We start from the raw sequence: 19461 nt of genomic DNA, 5'->3' as shown, positions 1-19461 counted from the left end.
ATAACTATAAAATAATCATATAGCAGGAGACGACTTGGATAACACATCTTTGCCGCACCCGGTCCCGATCGATCGGGCCGGCGCGGTTCTGACTTTCACACTCAATCATGCCGGCACCGGCGATGCAGTCATCGGGTCGCGGTCGGCGCAATGGCATGGTGAAGCGACCATGCTGGCAGCGCGCGTCTTGCGCATTCCGTATTTGGCGACGCCTCTTGCACACATGGCGAACGCGCCGCCAACAACCCAGAACCTATTCACCGCGAAGTCTCGCGCCTGATCAAGTTAAAGCGCTGTCGCGGTGAATGCCGCGGCGGTTGATATGCGTGCGCGGGCGGTTCTCCGCGCCATTGCTTATATCACCAAGTGGGCGATGCCCCGTGCCGGTCGCCCGGAGAGCGAGCGATCCGGCTTGCCGCATTGTTGCGTCGCCGCATCAGCGAGAGCTGCCTATGCCACGCGGTGGCGTTAATCCCAGGCTGGAAGTACGCGATCGGCCAGTGCGCAACTGGCTCTGCCAGCACGTGCATGCTCAGCAATGGTTGAAGAGATATGCAGGAGTCGTGCTGCTCATTGTTGCGGGCATCTACTGGTCCTATCAATATGCCGAGCAACTCGGCATCGAGACTATTCGCCGAGCGGCGGTCCATCGCATCGATATCTACGACACTGCACTAAAGAGCGAATTGGCACGCTATGCCTACTTGCCGTCACTCGTGAACCTCAATCCCGAAGTGGTGCAACTGTTGCTCGAGCCTAACGATGCCGCGCTCACCGGGCGGGTCGACCAATATTTAGCCGCGGTCAATCGGGGGGCGCACTCGGATACGCTGTACATCATGGATGTACAGGGCAACACGCTGGCGTCGAGTAACTGGGACCAGCCCTACAGTTTCGTCGGAATTAACTACGGCTACAGACCTTATTTTCAGGAAGCGCTCTCGACGGGCAGTGGCACGTTCTACGGCTTAGGGGCCGCAAGCAAGGAAGCTGGCTACTTCTATGCCGAGCGAATCTACGCCAGCGGAAAAGTCGTTGGAATCGCGACCGTCAAGATCAACCTCAGCAAGATCGAGCAAATTTGGCAACGTGCGGGCGATACGGCAACGATCAGCGATATTCACGGCGTTATTTTTCTATCGACTCAGGACCGCTGGAGATTCAAGTCACTCGGCGTCTTATCGGCGCAAGCGCGCGCGGCGATCATTGCCAACCATCAATATGATGCGCCGGGCGCACTGGAACCGGTCGGCTTGATCATGCAAGAGCCGGCAGGGGACACGGCCAATATAGCCAGGTTCGCGCCTAAGGCCAATTTGGGCCCACACGCCCCGGCTTTTCTAACATCCCGTTTTTTGCTGCTGAGCCGCGCGGTGCCTGATACAAGCTGGACGATAAGCACGCTGTCGGACATCACGCCCGCAGAAGTATCAGCAGTGAACGTCGCCCTTGGGGTCGGGTTGGGGATGACGTTGGTGATGGTTTTCATTTTGTATCTTTTGCAGCGGCGGCGGATCGTCGCGCAGGAACTTGCGGCCAAGGAAAACCTGCGCCACATGAATGAGGAACTTGAACGCAAGGTAGCGCGCCGAACCGACGCGTTGAATCGAATGAACAAGACGTTGGAGCTTGAGATTTCGGAGCGCCGGCGTGCAGAAACCGTACTCAAATCGACATTGCAGGAGTTGGTCCAGGCCGGAAAAATGGCAGCGCTCGGGCAGATGTCCGCAAGCATCACACATGAACTGAACCAGCCTTTGGCAGCGCTACGGACGTTGTCTTCGAATGCGTTGATGTTCATGCAGCGGTTTGAATTCGACGAGGCGTGTCAAAACCTGCGAGTCATTTGCGACATGACCGAACGCATGGGAAAAATCACCAGCCAGCTCAAACGCTTTGCGCGCAAATCGCCCACTTACCTCGAACGGGTCCTGATCGGCTCAGCCATTTCCAACGCCATCTTCCTGCTTGATGCCCGGATTCGCAGCGGCAATGTCGAGTTAGTGCGCGAAGAGCCGGAAGAAAGTGTATACGCGATCGCGGAACCTAACCGTCTTGAGCAGGTATTTATCAATTTGATTAGTAATGCACTGGATGCGATGGCCGAAATCGGCATCGACGGCCTGGCTCGAGCGCGCGTGCTGACAATTATCGTCTGTGACGAAGCGGATCACGTTTCGATTGGCGTGCGCGATACCGGCACGGGCATATCGGACGAGGTTCGAAATCACTTGTTCGAGCCGTTTTTTACGACTAAAGACAAGGGCGAAGGGTTGGGATTGGGTTTGACGATTTCGATCGGCATCATCCAGGAGTTCGGAGGCACCCTGGTCGCCAAAAACAGACCAGACGGCACTGAATTCACCGTCAGGCTAAAACGGGCCACACTGTGAGAAGACAATGTCTAATAATCTAAAAGTGCTATTTGTGGAAGATGACGCGGCGGTGCGCCTTGGCGGCACACAAGCACTTCGTTTGAGCGGCCTGGAGGTCCAGTCCTTCGAGCGGGCCGAACATGCCCTGCGTTATATAGAGTTTGGCTTCCCCGGCATTCTGGTCAGCGATCTCCGGTTGCCTGGCATGAGCGGCCTCGCATTATTGGAGCATACGGTTGGAACTGACGCATCGCTGCCGGTCATCCTCGTGACTGGTCACGGTGACATCCCGATGGCGGTCGACGCGATGCGCCGCGGTGCTTATGACTTTGTCGAGAAACCGTACTCGTCGGAACAACTCGTCGACGTATCGCAGCGCGCGCTCGAAAAACGTCGCCTGACGCTTGAACTCGCAACCGTTCGTCAGGCACTTGCGCATCGGGACAATATAGAAGCAAGGATTCTCGGACGTTCTCCAGCGATCGAACGCCTGCGCCGAATGATCCTGGAACTGGCCGACGCCGACGCAAATGCACTGATCCTCGGCGAAACGGGAACGGGCAAGGAGTTGGTCGCCCGTTCACTGCATGATTACGGGCATCGAAAGGCGAAGAATTTCGCGGCGATCAATTGTGCGGGTATTCCCGAGCTATTGTTCGAAAGTGAAGTGTTTGGCCATGAGGCTGGTTCTTTCACCGGCGCGATCAAGCGGCGTATCGGGAAGATTGAGTATGCCCGAGGAGGCACGCTGTTTCTCGACGAGATTGAAACAATGCAGATGTCGCTGCAGGTAAAACTGTTGCGCTTGCTGCAGGAGAAAAAGTTCGAGCGTGTCGGCTCCAACGATCTGCTTGAGATGGATTGCCGGATCGTCGCGGGATCCAAGGCGGATCTGTTGGCGCTGTCTTCAACAAACCACTTTCGCGATGACTTGTATTACCGGCTAGGCGTCATGGTGCTTGAGATTCCTCCGCTGCGGGAACGCCGCGAGGATATCCCCCTCCTGTTCGAGCACTTTGTCGTACGGGCTGCGGCTGAATACAACAGGCCGATACCGGAAATCTCGCCAGCGCAAAGGCACGATCTGATGTCGAGACCATGGGGGGGAAACGTAAGGGAACTACGTAACGTCGCTGAGCGCTTTACGTTAGGTATGCCGACGCGAGTAGACCCAGCCAGCAGCGACGACAATACCGGGAAACCCTCGCTTGAGACCAAACTTAATCTGTTCGAGCGCCAATTGATCGAAGAGGCGTTGCGCGGATGTTCGGGCCGCGCGGCTGTCGCGTGCGAGCGTTTGGGCGTACCCAAAAAAACTCTGTACGACAAGATGCGTCGCTTGGGCATCAGTACCGAGGAGTTCAAATGAAACGGCCTGGATCAGGGGCAGGAAGACCTTGACCATATTTCCAGCCATCAAATGGCCGTTTTTCTGGTTTTCCGCAATCAGGCCGAATGAACAAACGGCAAACGCACCTTAAATCAATCGCTTAGTGGTCGCACAGACTGGCACGCTGTTTGCGTAATTGTTGATGACAATTACAGTGACAACGGAGGCCCTTGAATGACTGCGTGACTGCGCGTGAGAGCGTATCGACGTAGCCGAATCCCTTGCTTTCCACTGCTTGAATCGCTTGGTCTGCCGATCCGTTCCACCGGGCGCCGCAGCGTCTTGCGTTGGCACTTCCTCACAAATTAAATCGGTCTACTAACTGACTGGATTTATGGATTCTTATACCCATAATATCTTGGAGATTTTATGAGACGTCTCGCAATTTCGTGTTTTACCCTGACCATGCTGTCCACGGCTTCTATCGCCCAAGCCCAAAGCAGTGTCACGCTTTACGGCGAGATTGATGACGCCTTGGCGTACTACAACAATGTGGGTCACGCCTCCCTGGTTACGATGCAGGGTGCTGACCTGGCCACCAACCAGTGGGGCATTAAAGGCAAGGAGGACCTGGGTGGCGGTTTTCAGGCGATTTTCAACCTGGAAAACGGCTTTGACATCAACACCGGCAAGTTGAGGCAGGGTGGCCGCGAGTTTGGAAAGAACGCATGGGTGGGTCTGTCGAGCACTACCCTGGGCACGATCACGATCGGTCGCCAACTGGATCCGACGGTTGATCTGGTTCAACCCTTTACGGCCGACGGTTATGGTCCCGCGTTTACGACCCCGGGAGATGCCGACAACAACGACAATACCTTCCGGGTTGACAATTCAATCAAGTACACGAGCCCGACTTATGGCGGCCTGCAGTATGAATTGATGTACGGCTTGGGCGGCGTGGCGGGCAACATATCTTCGCAGGAACTTTCCTCGGCTGCTGCGTCGTACACCAACGGCGGCCTGGGACTAGCCGTCGGTTATATCTTCACCAAGAACGACGGGCCCGGCGGTTTGGGCACGGCCGATCAGACTCAGAACAACTCCGTCACGCCGCTCTTTGGCAGCGTCGCGTTTGTAGGTTCACGGCTGATCACCCACGTTGCAGCTCAGTATGCTATCGGTCTATTTACCGTTAACGTGCGGTACAGCAATGCGCAGTGGAAACCCTATACAAGCTTCGCGGCATTCAACCGTACCGAAACCTTCAATACCGGAGCCACATCTCTCGACTACCAGGTGACGTCAGCGCTTGCGGTGAACGTCGGCTACACCTATACGAGATCAAGCGGCGCTTCTTCGGCTACGTACAACACTGTTGCGGCAGGCACGGAGTACTCCTTGTCCAAGCGTACGACCGTCTACGCAATCGGCGGTTACTCGCATGCACACGGCACCACCTTCAGCGCAGACGGCAATAGCGTCGTGGCCGCCGGCGGTTCGGTGGGTGACCTCGAATCCAGCTCAAGCACGCCAAATCAGGTCGCTTTTATGATGGGCATTACCCACAAGTTCTGACGACGCATGCAGAAGCCGCGAGCGTTTTGATAGTCACTGCCGCGGCGTCTCAGACGGAACGCCTGTCTTGAAAAATTATCCGGCTGGCAAATGGAGCCTGAGATTCACGAACACCTTGCAGGCAACGCGCGAAGGAAGCGGGTTCTTTCGATGCCGCCGCAGGGCACCACTCGTGCAAAAAAAATCGGCTGTTAAATCTGAAACAAGTAATGGCAGTAACACAAAAAGGATCGAGACGATGTCATACAAGCTAAAGTCGCTCGCGCTGCTCGGCAGCGTGTTTTCCTGTGTCCTGACCGGCCATGTCGGCGCCGCTGAACTCAAGATGATTTCCAAAGTGCAGGTTCCGGGCGCACCCCTGGATTCGTTCGACATCAGTTATGTCGACCAGAAGACAAATCGGTATTACCTGGCCGACCGAAGCAACAAGGCCGTTGATATTGTTGACGGAGCCACAGACAAGGTAGTCGGCCAGATCCCCGGTTTTGTCGGCTTCGACAAGGACAACGATACGGCGGGGCCTAACGGCGTCCTGGTCATTGGCAAAGAAGCCTGGGCCGGCGATGGGGACAGCTCGGTCAAGGTCATCGACCTCAAGTCCCAGACAATCGTCGATACAATCAAGACGGGCGGGAAAAACCGCGCTGACGAGATGGCATACGATCCCAGGCACCATATCTTTATCGTCACCAACGATGCGGATGATCCTCCTTTCGTGACGTTGATCTCGACCAGGCCGGGACATAAGATCCTCAAAAAGATCGTCTTCAATGACGCGACCGACGGAATCGAGCAGCCGATCTATTACGCACCGAAAAGCATCTTCCTGATGACGGTTCCAGAGATCAAGGGCGACAAGTCAACGGGCGGAATCGCCATGATCGATCCGCTCAAGGGCGAAGTCACGAATGTCTTGAAGGTTTCCGACTGCACACCTGCCGGGCTGGCACGCGGGCCGGGAAAGAATCTGGTGATCGGTTGCAACGCCGGCGGCAAGAAATCGACGCTCAAGCCGGTTACGCTGATCGTCAACGGAGATAGCGGGGCAGTTGTCGCCTCGGTCCCCGATATGGGCGCAGCTGACGAAGTGGCTTATAGCGCCAAAAACGGGCAGTACTACATTAGCGGCCGGCAGATGCCGAATGGTCCGGTTCTGGGCGTGATCGACGCCAGGACCAACACGCTCTTGCAGAGCATCCCGACGGGCGGTAATGCCCACTCGGTTGCCACGAGCGACGTGAATGGACACGTGTTTGTACCGCTTCCTAAGACAGGTGGTCCGTGCGGTGGTTGCATCGGCGTCTACAGTACTCAATGAGGCTAATCGTGAGGACAGTTCTCGTGAAAGTCAAAGCGGGATTTTTGATCGGCGTGCTGCTCGCGGGGGTTCAGCCGGCTCACGCAGCGGATCTGGTAGTTTTTTCGGCGGCCGCGCTGAAGGGCGCTCTTGAGAAACTGCCAGAGCAATACTTTGCGGCGAGTGGCGACCATGTCCGATTGATCTATGGCACCGCAGGCCAGGTGCACGATCGGGCAGTGTCGGGCGAAGCTTTCGATCTCGTCATTGTTCCTCCCACGCCGCTCGCCAATCTGGTCGAGCGTCATCTGGTGCTGGAGGGGTCGGAAAAAGACCTCGCTCGCGTGCGACTCGGTATGGCGGTCAAGACCGGCACCGCTGTGCCCTCGATCGGGGATGACCAGGCGTTCGCGCAGGTCTTGCTCGACGCTCCATCGATCGGTATGGCCGACCCGGCAACTGGAGCGACGTCGGGCATCTATCTCGCCAAACTGATTGACCGCCTTGGGATCGGTGACCGGGTAGACGCCAAGATCAAGTACTACGCCGAAGGACAAACGGCTATGGAGGCCATGGCGCGGGGCGAAGTATCCGTCGGACTGGGGCAGATCAGCGAAATCAAGCCCGTTCATGGCGTCACACTCGTCGGGCCTATTCCAGAGGACCTGCAGCTCAAGACGACCTACGCAGTGGGTATCGGCGCCAACAGCGGGTCACCGGCGTTGGCAAAAAAGCTGCTCTCTTATCTCACCGGACCGGCAGTGCAGGCGTCATTGAAAGCGAATGGATTCGACGCTGTTTCACAGGCGAACTAGCTGGAAGCTGACCGCGTTGACCCTACGTTGCCAGGCTTGCCACGCACTGTTATTCAGGCCTACTACTCCAAAGGAACGATCTTGGACAAATCGCGTCGCACTCTCCTTAAAATAGGCACGGGGTTCGCCCTCAGTTCGGCGGTAACCACTTGGGCTGGAGCGACTCCTGCAGCAATCAAGGTTCCCGCAGACTCGGGACTGGCTGGCGATGCGTTGCGGCTGGTGACCTATCAACATGCTGCCGCAGAAGCGCCGCGCCTTGGAGTGGTGACGGCGCAGGGCATGGTAATCGACGTTGGCGCGACTGCTCGTGAGTTAGGTATGACGCTGGCCTTCGACCCGGCGAGCATGGTCTCGTTGATAGCCGCCGGGCCCGATGCCGTCGCGCAGGCGCGTCGATGCGCGGCCTCCGGGCGAGCGCATGCGTCACTTGACGGCGTGCGGCTACTCGCGCCGATCCCGGTGCCTGCCCGCAACGTCTACGCTGTCGGCTGGAACTATCTGGAGCATTTTGGCGAGAGTCTGACCGCGAAGCAGGCAGCTCTGCCGAAGCACCCGGTGTTCTTTACCAAGGGCACGCATACCATCAACGGTCCCTTTGACCCCATCCCCTTTAATCCATCGGTGTCCGTGAAGATCGATTGGGAGGGCGAATTGGCGGTCATTATTGGCAAGCGTGGCCATAACATCGCGGAAGCCGACGCGATGCAGTATGTGTTCGGCTATGCCGTAATCAACGACACGACTGCGCGGGACATGCAGGTCGATCATGGCGGCCAATGGTTCAAGGGCAAGAGCCTGGACGGTCACGGCCCGATTGGCCCCTGGATCATTCCCGCCAGCGACATCGACTACACCAACTTGCAACTGACGACGCGCGTGAACGGTGTGGTGAAGCAGCAAATCAATACCAGCCAGATGTATTTCAAGGTGCCGCGCATCATCGAAGAGCTGTCTCTGGGTCTGACGCTCGAGCCCGGCGACATCATTGCAACGGGGACACCATCAGGCATCGGCGCCGCTCGTAACCCGCCGGAGTTCCTCAAACCTGGCGATGTGATGGAAACCGAAATCGATCGGATCGGCATGATCCGAAATGTGATTCGTCAGGTCACTACCTAGCGGCAGGTGTCGCGCGGGAATAGGGCGAAGCCACTCCCGGGGAAATTGACCTGAGCGGCAGCCTGATCGACGGGCCGGCGTTGGCGTGATGGATCGGAGCGCTGTGTGTCCTGCTTTGTGAGTGTGTCGGTTCGACTTGGCAGTTGATTGCTCATTCCATCAATCGGCAATACCAGAGAACCTTCAATATTGTTGGACAGTCATGGGAAATCAGAATGAATGATATGAACAATGTGACCGAAAAGCAGAACGCCTTGCAGCGACGTCGTTTTTTGCAAGGCGCAGCAGTGACGTTGATCACGACGACTGTGATGCCGGTAAGCGCCAGCGCTGCCACCATGCAGATCATTGCCGAAGATCACTGGGCGCAAAAAGGCGCGGTGAAACTATACCTGTACCGCAAGCGCCTCGCGGACGGCGCAAACGCAGATGCGGGCCCGAAGCCGGTATTGTTCCTGGTGCATGGCTCGTCGTTCTCGGGGCGGGGCGGTTTCGACCTGCAGGTCCCCGGATTGCCGAACTACTCGTTCATGGACGAGTTTGCAAGATACGGCTTTGACGTCTGGACCATGGATCACGAGAATTATGGCCGCTCCTCCAAGACCGAATCGAACTCAGATATCAGATCTGGCGTCGATGATTTGAAAGCCGCGCTGCCGGTTGTCGAGCAAGTTACCGGACAGAAGAAGGTCATGTTCTACGGCCAGTCGTCTGGCTCGATCCGTCTCGGTGTCTTTGCAATGGAAGAGCCGGAGCGGGTCGACCGCATGGTGCTCGATGCGTTCACCTATACCGGCGAGGGCGCGCCCGAGATCATGAAGCGGCGTGCGAACATTGCGAAGCTTACGGCCAGCAACTTCCGGCCGACCTCGCAAGCGAGCTTCGACGCCATTTTTTCGCGCGATGATCCGTCGACAGTCGACCCGGCAATACCGAAAGCCTTGGGTGACTACGAGCTGAAGCTGGTGAACCGGACGCCGAACGGAACCTATGTCGACATGGCGATCCACATGCCGATGGTCGACCCCAAAAAGCTTCAGTGTTCCGTTTGCATGACGAGAGCCGAACACGATGGCAACGCGACGGATGCTGAATTACTCGATTTCTTCTCGCAACTGCCGAACAAAGACAAACAGTTCTGTGAGATCAAGGGCGTCGCCCACGTTGCGGTGCTTGGCATCAACCGCCACCGTATCTGGCACGCCATGCATGCCTTCTACACGATGCCGCCGCAACGTACCGCCACAAACGGGTGACTTGCACCGTCTGACGGCCGGGCGGTTACCAGGATTGACGCATTTCAATCAATCGCCGATGCCTTAAAGGAGGAGACTGCCGCGGAGAGCGTACGTGTGTGGTCGAGCATCAATGCTGGTTCCACATCGGCACGACTACTAAATCGAGTGCGCGAAAGCTGCGAGACGGGCGCTTCGATTCCGTGCATACGCAAAAATCGTTGATGTCAGTGGAACGCAAGGGATCTGTAGAAAACAAAAAACCCCGTAAGACTTTGATCTTACGGGGTTTCTCGGACTTCTTCGGCTTGAGTTTGAACTAAGCCGGAACAACTGTTGGTGCCCAGGAGAGGACTCGAACCTCCACGGTGTTGCCACCGCTAGGACCTGAACCTAGTGCGTCTACCAATTCCGCCACCTGGGCACGTCTTCAAGCTAGAAAGCTATTTTAGCGCGCTGATGCAGCGTGTCAATCCCTACATACAAACTGACTATCGCTTCATCGACCGCCCGGTTGTGTCGCGCAGCGAAGCAGAACTTCACTGCGCAATCACCGCCAACTCACGTTGACGCAACCGTCCTGCCAACCACATGATCCGACCGAAAAACCGGAATCGGACCACATAGCCTCACACAAAAAGTAAAGCCGCCGATGCGAAACATCAGGCGGCTTTACTTTTGAATCTGGTGCCCAAGAGAGGACTCGAACCTCCACAGTGTTGCCACCGCTAGGACCTGAACCTAGTGCGTCTACCAATTTCGCCACCTGGGCAGGTGATGAACAGCAAAGAACGCCATTATAGCGACAGATTCAGGGCTGTCAAGCGTTTCTCAAAACTCGCTTAAACATCGCCGCAGCGAGCCTGCGTGCGCCTCACAGCGACTATTGACGGGCCGCTTGGCGCACAAGACGGGTGTTAGAATGCCTCGCAGTAGTTCGTTGGCACGGTGCACACGCCCGTCGGACTCAGACTTGAACGAGCCGGACCCGAGCAGTCATTCCAGTGCAATCGCAAGTGCAACTTAAGCGCAACCCAAGCGCCTCTTAAGCCCAGCCACATCGCCGACCGACGTCCATGCAACGAGAAAAAATCATCGACAAGCCCTTGAGCAAATTCCCGTATCCGATCCCGAGCCGCGAAGAAATCCTGGGCGTCCTGCGCACGAGTGAAGCGCCGCTTGCCGCGAACGACATCGCCGAAGCCCTGTCGATCAAGCGCCAGGAGCGCGAAGGATTTTTCAAGCGCTTAGGCGCCATGGAGCGCGACGGCCAGATTCGGCTCGATCAGCGCAATCTCTATCAGCTGACCCATCCGTCGAACTTCGTCGCGGGCCGCGTCCAGGGCCATCGTGACGGCTACGGTTTTCTCATTCGCGACGACGGTCAGGACGATCTGTTCCTGCCCACCGGCGAAATGCAGAAGGTCATGCACAACGATCGCGTGCTCGCGCGCATTGTCGGCTATGACCGCCGCGGCAGGCCGGAAGGGCATATCGTCGAAGTCACGGACCGCGCCAACAAGCGCGTGATCGGCCGCCTGCTCAACGAGAACGGGGCGCTGATCGTCGCACCTGAAGACAAGCGCATCGGCCATGACATCCTGATCGCGCAGAACACCAAGAAGGCCAAGGTCGGCCAGGTGGTGGTGGTCGAGCTCACCGATTTCCCGAGCCGTCATTCGCAGCCGCTCGGCCGCGTGGTGGAAGTGCTCGGCGATATCGACGACCCCGGCATGGAAATCGAAATCGCGGTGCGCAAGTACGGCGTGCCGCACGAATTCAGCCAGTCGGCGCTCGACGAAGCCGCGCGGCTGCCCGACGAAGTCCGTCCGGTCGACGCGCGTCATCGCATCGATCTGCGCGACGTGCCGCTCGTCACGATCGACGGTGAAGATGCCCGCGACTTCGACGACGCAGTCTATTGCGAGCCGGTTCAGGTCGGCCGTGGCGAAGGCTTCCGCCTGATCGTCGCGATCGCGGACGTCTCGCACTATGTGCATCCGAAAAGCGGTCTCGACGCCGACGCGCTGGAACGCAGCACCTCGGTGTACTTCCCGCGCCGCGTGATTCCGATGCTGCCGGAAAAGCTGTCGAACGGTTTGTGCTCGCTGAACCCGAACGTCGACCGTTGCGTGCTGGTGTGCGACATGATCGTCACCGCGCGCGGCGAAGTGAAGGCGTACCAGTTCTATCCGGGCGTGATGCACTCGGCGGCGCGGCTGACCTATACGGAAGTGGCCGCGGTGCTGAAAAACACCAAGGGCCCGGAGGCCGCGCGTCGCGCCGCCTTGCTGCCGCAACTGCAGAATCTGTATGGCGTCTACAAGTCGCTGTTCGCCGCGCGCCAGAAGCGCGGTGCGATCGACTTCGATACGACCGAGACGTACATCGTCTGCAATGCGCAGGGCAAGATCGAACAGATCATTCCGCGCACCCGCAACGACGCACACAAGCTAATCGAGGAATGCATGCTGGCGGCGAACGTCTGCGCGGCCGACTTCCTCAAGCGCAACAAGCACCCGGGTCTGTTCCGCGTGCACGCCGGGCCGACCGCCGAGAAGCTTGAGAATCTGCGCACCTTCCTGCGCGGCATGGGCCTTTCGCTCGCTGGCGGCGACAAGCCGCACGCCAGCGATTACGCCGCGCTGATGGCGCAGATCCGCGAACGGCCGGACGCACAGATGTTGCAGACCATGCTGCTGCGTTCGATGCAACAGGCTGTCTACAGTCCGGACAACATCGGTCACTTCGGTCTCGCGTACGAGGCGTATGCGCACTTCACGAGCCCGATTCGCCGCTATCCCGACCTGCTCACGCACCGCGCGATCTACGCGATTCTGCAAGGCCGCAAGTATCAGCCGGAGCCGCCGCAAGGCGTCGAGTTGAACACGGCGCTGTCGCCGCGCGCCCGCGCGATGCAGCAGGCCGACGAGGAAAAACACGGCGTTCGCAACAAGTCGAAAGACGTGGCGATCTGGGAAGAACTCGGTCTGCATTGCTCGGCGAACGAACGCCGCGCGGATGAAGCATCGCGCGACGTGGAAGCCTGGCTCAAGTGCTACTTCATGCGCGACAAGCTCGGCGAAGAGTACGGCGGCATGGTGAACGGCGTAACGTCGTTCGGCATTTTCGTGCAACTCGATTCGCTCTTCATTGAAGGCCTCGTGCACGTTACCGAACTGGGCTCGGACTACTTCCAGTACGACGAGATCAAGAACGAGTTGCGCGGCGAGCGTACCGGGATTCGTTATCGCCTGTCGGATCGGGTGCGGGTGCAGGTGAGCCGCGTCGATCTCGATGCGCGCAAGATCGACTTCCGCCTCGTGCGCGATACGCCGATCAAGCCGCCGGCGAGTCGTCCGGCTCTTGCCGACAAGACATCCGGCGAAAGCGGCGGCGCCCGCGTGCGGTCGTTGCCGCCGGTGGATAGCGGTGCAGGCGGCGCGGCAGCGCCGGGTGGCCGGCGCAAGAAGGCAGCGCCGGCGCAAACCGCAGCCGTCAAGGAAGCGCGCGCGGCACGCGGTGCAGCGAAGAAACACGGCGGCGCGCCGGCCAAGTCGGCCTCGAAACCGCAGGCCCGCAAGAAGCGCTGAAGTCGTTTGACGGCTTGAACCGCGCGCATCGGGTACGTAGAAACGTACCGGTTGCGCGCGGTCTTCGTTTCATCGCAATCAAGTCAGGTAGCGAGACACGCTACTCAGGCAACACAGTAAGCAGGTTCGCATTCATCACAGCAGCGCGCTGTCAGGGCGCGCTCAATCAAAGGTTTGTCAGTCATGTCACGTCTCAAGGTTCTATACGGTTTCCACGCAGTGACCGCACGTATGCGGCACGATGCGTCGACGGTCGAAGAGGTTTACTACGACGCCACGCGCAAAGACCGTCGCATGACCGAGTTCCTGCACGCGGCGAAAGAAGCCGGCGTGCGTCTGATCGCCGCCGACGAAACGCGTCTGTGGGGCCTCTCGCATACCGAGCGGCACCAGGGCGTGGTGGCGCGTGCGGGTGATATGCCGCTTGCGCAGAATCTGGCCGAACTGCTCGACGGCATCAACGGTTCGCCGTTGATTCTCGTGCTGGACGGCGTGACCGATCCGCACAACCTCGGCGCCTGCCTGCGCGTGGCCGATGCGGCCGGCGCGCACGCGGTGATCGCGCCGCGTGACCGCGCGGTGGGCTTGAACGCGACCGCTGCGAAGGTGGCGAGCGGCGCGGCCGACACCGTGCCGTACATCACCGTCACGAATCTGGCGCGTGCGCTGCGTGAGTTGAAGGACGCGGGCGTGTGGGTGGTCGGTACCGCCGGCGAGGCCACCAAGAGCCTCTACGAGACCGAACTCGACGGCCCGGTCGCACTGGTGATGGGCGCCGAAGGCGAGGGCATGCGCCGCCTCACACGCGATACCTGCGACGTGGTCATGCAGATTCCGATGGCGGGTACGGTCGAAAGCCTGAACGTGTCCGTGGCGAGCGGTGTTTGTCTGTTCGAAGCGGTGCGTCAGCGCTCGGTGAAGAAGTAAACTCCGGTAAACTTGTCGTTTTTACTGCTCGCCTGCATTCCCCATGACCCAAGACGAACTCAAGCAACTGGTCGGCCAGGCCGCCGCCGACTATGTGAACGCCAACGTGCCGGAAGGCTCCGTGATCGGCGTCGGCACCGGCTCCACCGCGAACTGTTTCATCGACGCGCTGGCCGCCAGCAAGACCCGCTATCGTGGCGCGGTGTCGAGCTCGCTCGCCACTACCGCACGTTTGCAATCGCACGGCTTCAAGGTGCTCGATCTGAACGAGATCGAAACGTTGCCGGTGTATGTCGACGGTGCCGACGAGATCGACCGCAGCGGCGCGATGATCAAGGGCGGCGGCGGCGCGCTGACGCGCGAAAAGATCGTCGCGTCGGTGTCGGACGTATTCGTCTGCATCGTCGATGCGAGCAAGCTGGTCGACACGCTCGGCAACTTCCCACTGCCGATCGAAGTCGTGCCGATGGCGCGTACCGCGATCGGCCGCCGCGTGACGGCGCTCGGCGGCGTGCCGGTCCTGCGCGTGACGAAGGACGGTGCACCGTTTATCACGGACAACGGCAACGAGATCCTCGACATCAAAGGTCTGAAGATCGCCGATCCGCGTGCACTCGAAGCACAGATCAATGCATGGCCGGGCGTCGTGACCGTTGGCCTGTTCGCAGAACGCGGAGCGAATCTGTGTCTGCTCGGCACTGATACAGGCGTAGAGGCGATTCGCTACGCCCTCAGTTAACGCTGCGTATTCAAGGCATCGCACGGCGTCGAGCGCGGTGCGATGCCTTGTTTTATGTCTCCGGCGGCTGTTGCTGCCTCGGTGCCGTGATCCGGCTCCCCCCTCCGAGCGTTCGGGCTCACTACATATTCGCCTGGTGGCGCGAGCGCGCAACCCCAATGTCTCCGCCGCCTGGCGCTGCCTACCTTCCCGGTCGTCGGCCCGTGCTCTCTTGTGCGCGCAGGCCCCCCGATCCGTTTGTTGCCCCCGTTATTTGACGTTCTGGTTGCGGCCCACATGCTGCGCTGGTTTCGCTCGACTGTGACCATGGCGTGCTATCCGGGGCTGCGAACAGTGTCAGACCTTGGCGGCTGATCGACGAGCACGCACTTTTGGCCGTTTCTCGATTGCGGAGTGTGGCCGCGCGCACGCACTGCTGACGACACTCCTTTTAAACTCGGTTTCGTGGAGTTGGACTGCTGCGCGTAGGGCGACATCGTGAAAGTGACGATTGCCGCCGACTGGCTCATGGCGTCAGCAGAAGCAGAAGGCGTGCGCAAACAGATAGTCGAGAAATATCGAAATGCCGATCCATCCGATCGGCTCGACATCTTCAAGCACTGTGCGCCGATCACGCCAAACGGGTTGGATTGATAAAAGTGATTTTGAATTGTTAAAAATTCGTCTTACTAAATAAATTGAGAGATGAGCAATAGCAATTGCCGTTACTTGCGGAGATGGAGTTATGACAGAGCGGCACGGCATCACTGCGGGGGAGTCGCGTTACGGCATGGCTGGATTACCCAACACCGAAAGAATACGATCTTCTCAAAAGGAGAATTCAAAGAATATGAATGCCGATCGCCTTTTGGGCCAGGTCCCTGACATCGCAGAAGCTTGGGCTGCGTTGCAGAGCAAGGTGTCTATCAAACCCATTCGTACCGAGCAGGAATACGAGGAGATGACGCAACTCGCGAATGCCCTGACGAAATATCCCCAGGGTGACACGGGCAATCCGCTGGTGGATCTGCTCGGCGTTCTGTCCGCTCTGATCGACTGCTGGGAAACTCGTCATGTGGTTCTCCCCAGTGCAGAACCACGTGAAGTGCTACGCCACCTGCTGGAAACGCATGGTCTCAAGCAAAAGGACCTGGCGGATATCGCCTCGCCAACGGTGGTCAGCGATATTCTCGCGGGGCGCCGTGCGATTAGCAAGAAAGTGGCAAAGGCGCTAGCTGTGCGTTTTCGAACGGACGTCGGCGCATTTCTATGAGATCTCGCTAAATATAGAGAATCGACGGTGCGAAGTGGGAAATGTGTTTTCGCTATATATAAACAATATTAATTCGCATGACTAATAAAAATAATACTAAGGGATAGTTTACCCGCATCGCCTTTTTTTGGGCGAGCGCCAGGCTTCTGCCACGGCGCTTTGGATTTAAGTCGCCCGCCGGCTTTCATGATGTTACTCATCCAAAATGCGAACTTCGTCTAAACAACCTGATTGGTGTGATGCCGCACGGAATGTATCCGGTCGAGGGCGTAGCGTATTGCTGTGGACTGAAGTACTGCTTATCAAGTGGATAAGACCGTGACGTGAAGCGACACGAAATGCACATCGGACCAAGGTGCAGACTCCCTCCGCGCTGGGCGCGCGTAGACGAGTCGAAACCCTGGGCAGGCTGCCGTTCGCGATCGACACGGTGGCGGTCGAAGAGATATATCGGCGCGGACGACAGAGTGCGTCCCGCCGCTAGCGATGCGGGAGGCGAGATTTCCGTTGCTGGTCCTACGGCCGGTTCGACGGAAATCAGGCAGCCGTGGGCGGCGATGAGTCGGGAGTGATCGTCGCGGGGAACGTTAAGGTCTGGGGTAACAGAAATGTCAGTACTAGTCCATCGATTGACCGACATCGCACTGATCGTACTGGGTGCGTTTGGCGCGTTGCACTTGAACCTGCCGCAAGTGGGTCATCCACACGAGCTTGATCCGTCGCTCGTCGCGTTCGTTGCTGCCCTTGCTCTGTCCGTGTTTCCGGCTTGCGGAACCTACCCTGCGCGGCGTACGCGGGCGGTGTTCGGCCTTGCGAGCCGCACTGCATTCGCGTGGCTCGCTGTCCAGCTCTGCGGCCTTGGGTTGCTCTATGCAATTCATCGTGAGAACCAGTTGCCGTTGCAGTGGTTCCTCTATTGGACGCTCACGACCGGCATATCCCTGCTCGGCTCGCATACGCTCATCTTCGGCGAATTCAAACTTGCCCGTTTCGCGGGACTTCGGCTCGCCGGCACTTCGGGCTTCGATGCCGAAATCGATACGACGCCCCGCGAATATGGCCTGGACAGCGCTGGAGCCGTACGAAAGGTCGTCAAGCGCAGCTTTGACGTCGTGGTCAGTGCGTTGTTGATAGTCGCGCTGCTGCCGGTCCTCGTTTTGCTCGCGGCGGTCGTGTTAAGCGATGGAGGCCCGGCCGTGTTCGGACACGTCCGTGTGGGGCATAAAGGGAAAAAATTTCGTTGCCTAAAGTTCCGTTCGATGGTTGTGAACGCAGACCAGGTGCTCAAGACCTTGATTGAAAACGATCCGCTGGCGCGTGCCGAGTGGGAACGTGATTTCAAGCTCAAGAACGACGTGCGGGTCACCCGTATCGGCCGGTTTCTACGCCGTACCAGTCTGGATGAGTTGCCGCAGTTATGGAACGTGATGCGCGGCGATATGAGCCTGGTCGGACCGCGCCCTATCATCGACCAGGAACTGGAGCGCTATGGAACAAACGTCATGTACTACCTGATGGCCAAACCCGGCATAACAGGCCTGTGGCAGGTCAGCGGCCGCAGTACGACGGACTACGCGACGCGGGTGTCCCTGGATGTCGCCTATGTGAAGAACTGGTCGTTGCTCCGGGACGTCGCCATTCTTTTTAGGACTTTCAAGGTGGTCTTCAAGGGGAGTGGCGCGTACTGAATCGGAGGTGACGGGTTGATCGAAGGCTATAAGGCCGGGCGGCGTGGGGCGGCTGGGTATCGCCAGCAAAAAGTAAGAAAAAATTCTACATAGTGATGTGCGCGTTGCAACGGGGGCATCAGGTTGGACGCGCGACAGAGGGAGTAGCGATGATGTTACGCAACAAGTTGGGTTCGGAAAGGACCACGAACGCGCAAGAGTCAAACGTATTGGTTGAAGAGCGAGCAGACCCGGTGCACGATTCATTCAGGCGAACTCGTGCTGCAAGCTGCCGACAACAGGTCAGGACTGCAGTCACCGGCGCTGCGCTGGCGGTATGCCTGGCAGGGTGCGCATGGTCACCGGGGATGTCATTCAGTCCCCCATCCGGAACGTCTGGTCCGGGACAAGCGGAGGGGGGCAGCGGTCTCGCCAGCAGCAGCGTGCGCGCGACGGCAGACGCTCACCCGGGTAAGGGTGTGGATGCGGTCCCCACGGGCAGCCTGATCGAAATCACCGACGATCTGGTTGAAAAGGAACGCGCCGAACGCTCGAAGGCGGTGCCTGACGAAGTCACGCAATTGTTCGCGAAGCCAGCGCCATACACGTTAGGGGCCGGCGACATATTGAGCATTGTCGTATGGGATCACCCTGAGCTGAATATGCCGGGCTCCTCGCCGTCCGCTGGACCTGAAGCGAACAGCGCAGGTTCGATGACCTCGGGCTATACAGTCGACTCGGGTGGCATGATCCAGTATGCCTATATCGGTCCGCTCAAGGTGGCAGGGCTCACCGAAATGGAGGCGCGTGATCTGCTGGCCCAAAAGCTCAGCCGTTACGTGCGCCAACCTCAGGTGACGTTGCGGATTGAGACTTATCGAAGCAAGCGGATCTATCTGGACGGCGCAATCAGGAATCCCGGCGTGCAGGTTCTCAACGACATGCCGATGACCTTGCCCGAAGCCATCAATCGTGCCGGAGGATTTACGCCTACCGCGGACAGGTCGATGGTCGCAATTACGCGTGGCGACAAGACCGTGAATGTTGATATCCCCGGCATGATTGCAAAGGGCGTGAACCCCGACAACATCGAACTGCGCAGAGGCGATATGGTGCGCGTCTTCGCGCAGACCGACACGAAAGTGTACGTTTTTGGCGAAGTCCAACGTCCGGGGAGTTTGACGTTCAACAACGGCCGCATGAGTTTGAACGAAGCGCTAGGTGACGCCGGCGGCATCAGTCAAACCTCGGGAGATGCGTCGCAGGTCTTCGTCGTGCGCGGGCGCGACGTGGGTAAGCCGGTGGTCTTTCACCTGAATGCCGGGTCTCCGGCTGCGATGGCAACTGCGGATGGCTTTGAGCTAAAGCCAAATGACGTGGTGTTTGTCGATGCATCTGCACTTGTCAGGTGGAGCCGCGTGATCGGTTTGATTGTGCCAAGTACACAGGCGGCAGCTGCTGGCCGGGCCATCGGTTACTAATGAACCAAAAATCTGTTTGGCCTGGCGGCAGTGCATCCGGCAGAGCGATGGCG

The 19461-nt window shown here is 58.5% G+C and carries 15 protein-coding genes and 2 tRNA genes; 15 read left to right on the top strand and 2 right to left on the bottom strand.

Annotated elements, in window-relative coordinates; genetic code table 11:
* Positions 1-34: 34 nt before the first annotated feature.
* The 8 genes from KHO30_RS17670 to KHO30_RS17635 all read left to right on the top strand — a co-directional run bounded on the left by KHO30_RS17670 (position 35) and on the right by KHO30_RS17635 (position 9770).
* Positions 35-280 (top strand): hypothetical protein, encoded by a 246-nt coding sequence (locus tag KHO30_RS17670; RefSeq protein ID WP_211701690.1) that lies wholly within the window; start codon positions 35-37, stop codon positions 278-280.
* 283 nt (positions 281-563) lie between these two features.
* Positions 564-2393: an ATP-binding protein gene (locus KHO30_RS17665; RefSeq protein ID WP_167378276.1), complete on the top strand. Its 1830-nt coding sequence runs from the start codon at positions 564-566 to the stop codon at positions 2391-2393.
* Between the two features lie 7 nt (positions 2394-2400).
* Positions 2401-3744: a sigma-54-dependent transcriptional regulator gene (locus KHO30_RS17660; RefSeq protein WP_093632527.1), complete on the top strand. Its 1344-nt coding sequence runs from the start codon at positions 2401-2403 to the stop codon at positions 3742-3744.
* Positions 3745-4134: 390 nt separating this feature from the next.
* Positions 4135-5280 carry a porin gene (locus KHO30_RS17655; RefSeq protein WP_093632528.1) on the top strand — a complete coding sequence of 382 codons (1146 nt, stop codon included), beginning with the start codon at positions 4135-4137 and terminating at the stop codon, positions 5278-5280.
* Between the two features lie 67 nt (positions 5281-5347).
* Positions 5348-6598, top strand: coding sequence for a YncE family protein (locus KHO30_RS17650; RefSeq protein WP_211701689.1), 1251 nt, complete (start codon positions 5348-5350; stop codon positions 6596-6598).
* Positions 6599-6621: 23 nt separating this feature from the next.
* Positions 6622-7392: a molybdate ABC transporter substrate-binding protein gene (locus KHO30_RS17645; protein ID WP_211701688.1), complete on the top strand. Its 771-nt coding sequence runs from the start codon at positions 6622-6624 to the stop codon at positions 7390-7392.
* Between the two features lie 81 nt (positions 7393-7473).
* Entirely contained in the window at positions 7474-8514 is a 1041-nt protein-coding gene (locus KHO30_RS17640; protein ID WP_211701687.1) for a fumarylacetoacetate hydrolase family protein, read from the top strand.
* Between the two features lie 338 nt (positions 8515-8852).
* On the top strand, positions 8853-9770 hold the full coding sequence (locus KHO30_RS17635) for an alpha/beta fold hydrolase (protein ID WP_211701686.1): 918 nt from the start codon (positions 8853-8855) through the stop codon (positions 9768-9770).
* 316 nt (positions 9771-10086) lie between these two features.
* On the opposite strand, the gene KHO30_RS17630 is transcribed toward KHO30_RS17635, so the two are convergent.
* Together KHO30_RS17630 and KHO30_RS17625 are read right to left on the bottom strand one after the other, a co-directional pair.
* A tRNA-Leu gene (locus KHO30_RS17630) sits at positions 10087-10173 on the bottom strand.
* A 261-nt stretch (positions 10174-10434) separates the two neighbouring features.
* Positions 10435-10521 (bottom strand) — tRNA-Leu (locus KHO30_RS17625).
* A 304-nt stretch (positions 10522-10825) separates the two neighbouring features.
* On the opposite strand from KHO30_RS17625, the gene rnr reads away from it, so the two are divergent.
* The 7 genes from rnr (at position 10826) to KHO30_RS17590 (ending at position 19408) form a co-directional block, all read left to right on the top strand.
* Positions 10826-13342, top strand: a complete 2517-nt coding sequence (gene rnr, locus KHO30_RS17620; RefSeq protein WP_093632533.1) for a ribonuclease R — start codon at positions 10826-10828, stop codon at positions 13340-13342.
* Positions 13343-13525: 183 nt separating this feature from the next.
* On the top strand, positions 13526-14269 hold the full coding sequence (gene rlmB, locus KHO30_RS17615) for a 23S rRNA (guanosine(2251)-2'-O)-methyltransferase RlmB (protein WP_063496380.1): 744 nt from the start codon (positions 13526-13528) through the stop codon (positions 14267-14269).
* Positions 14270-14312: 43 nt separating this feature from the next.
* Positions 14313-15008, top strand: a complete 696-nt coding sequence (gene rpiA / locus KHO30_RS17610; protein WP_211701685.1) for a ribose-5-phosphate isomerase RpiA — start codon at positions 14313-14315, stop codon at positions 15006-15008.
* A 477-nt stretch (positions 15009-15485) separates the two neighbouring features.
* Entirely contained in the window at positions 15486-15641 is a 156-nt protein-coding gene (locus KHO30_RS17605; RefSeq protein ID WP_167378278.1) for a hypothetical protein, read from the top strand.
* Between the two features lie 196 nt (positions 15642-15837).
* On the top strand, positions 15838-16260 hold the full coding sequence (locus tag KHO30_RS17600) for a helix-turn-helix domain-containing protein (protein ID WP_093632535.1): 423 nt from the start codon (positions 15838-15840) through the stop codon (positions 16258-16260).
* A 608-nt stretch (positions 16261-16868) separates the two neighbouring features.
* Positions 16869-17948: a sugar transferase gene (locus KHO30_RS17595; RefSeq protein ID WP_211701684.1), complete on the top strand. Its 1080-nt coding sequence runs from the start codon at positions 16869-16871 to the stop codon at positions 17946-17948.
* A 149-nt stretch (positions 17949-18097) separates the two neighbouring features.
* Positions 18098-19408 carry a polysaccharide biosynthesis/export family protein gene (locus KHO30_RS17590; RefSeq protein WP_244864067.1) on the top strand — a complete coding sequence of 437 codons (1311 nt, stop codon included), beginning with the start codon at positions 18098-18100 and terminating at the stop codon, positions 19406-19408.
* Positions 19409-19461: the final 53 nt, after the last annotated feature.

Origin of the sequence: Paraburkholderia aspalathi, assembly GCF_905220735.1 — a bacterium.
Taxonomy (GTDB): domain Bacteria; phylum Pseudomonadota; class Gammaproteobacteria; order Burkholderiales; family Burkholderiaceae; genus Paraburkholderia; species Paraburkholderia aspalathi.
This window is presented reverse-complemented; position numbering and strand designations above follow the sequence as displayed.

Coding starts and splice junctions, on each gene's coding strand:
- KHO30_RS17660 (WP_093632527.1), top strand. CDS start 2,401: ATGTCTAATAATCTAAAAGTGCTATTTGTGGAAGATGACGCGGCGGTG.
- KHO30_RS17655 (WP_093632528.1), top strand. CDS start 4,135: ATGAGACGTCTCGCAATTTCGTGTTTTACCCTGACCATGCTGTCCACG.
- KHO30_RS17635 (WP_211701686.1), top strand. CDS start 8,853: ATGCAGATCATTGCCGAAGATCACTGGGCGCAAAAAGGCGCGGTGAAA.
- rnr (WP_093632533.1), top strand. CDS start 10,826: ATGCAACGAGAAAAAATCATCGACAAGCCCTTGAGCAAATTCCCGTAT.
- rlmB (WP_063496380.1), top strand. CDS start 13,526: ATGTCACGTCTCAAGGTTCTATACGGTTTCCACGCAGTGACCGCACGT.
- rpiA (WP_211701685.1), top strand. CDS start 14,313: ATGACCCAAGACGAACTCAAGCAACTGGTCGGCCAGGCCGCCGCCGAC.
- KHO30_RS17600 (WP_093632535.1), top strand. CDS start 15,838: ATGAATGCCGATCGCCTTTTGGGCCAGGTCCCTGACATCGCAGAAGCT.
- KHO30_RS17595 (WP_211701684.1), top strand. CDS start 16,869: ATGTCAGTACTAGTCCATCGATTGACCGACATCGCACTGATCGTACTG.
- KHO30_RS17590 (WP_244864067.1), top strand. CDS start 18,098: ATGATGTTACGCAACAAGTTGGGTTCGGAAAGGACCACGAACGCGCAA.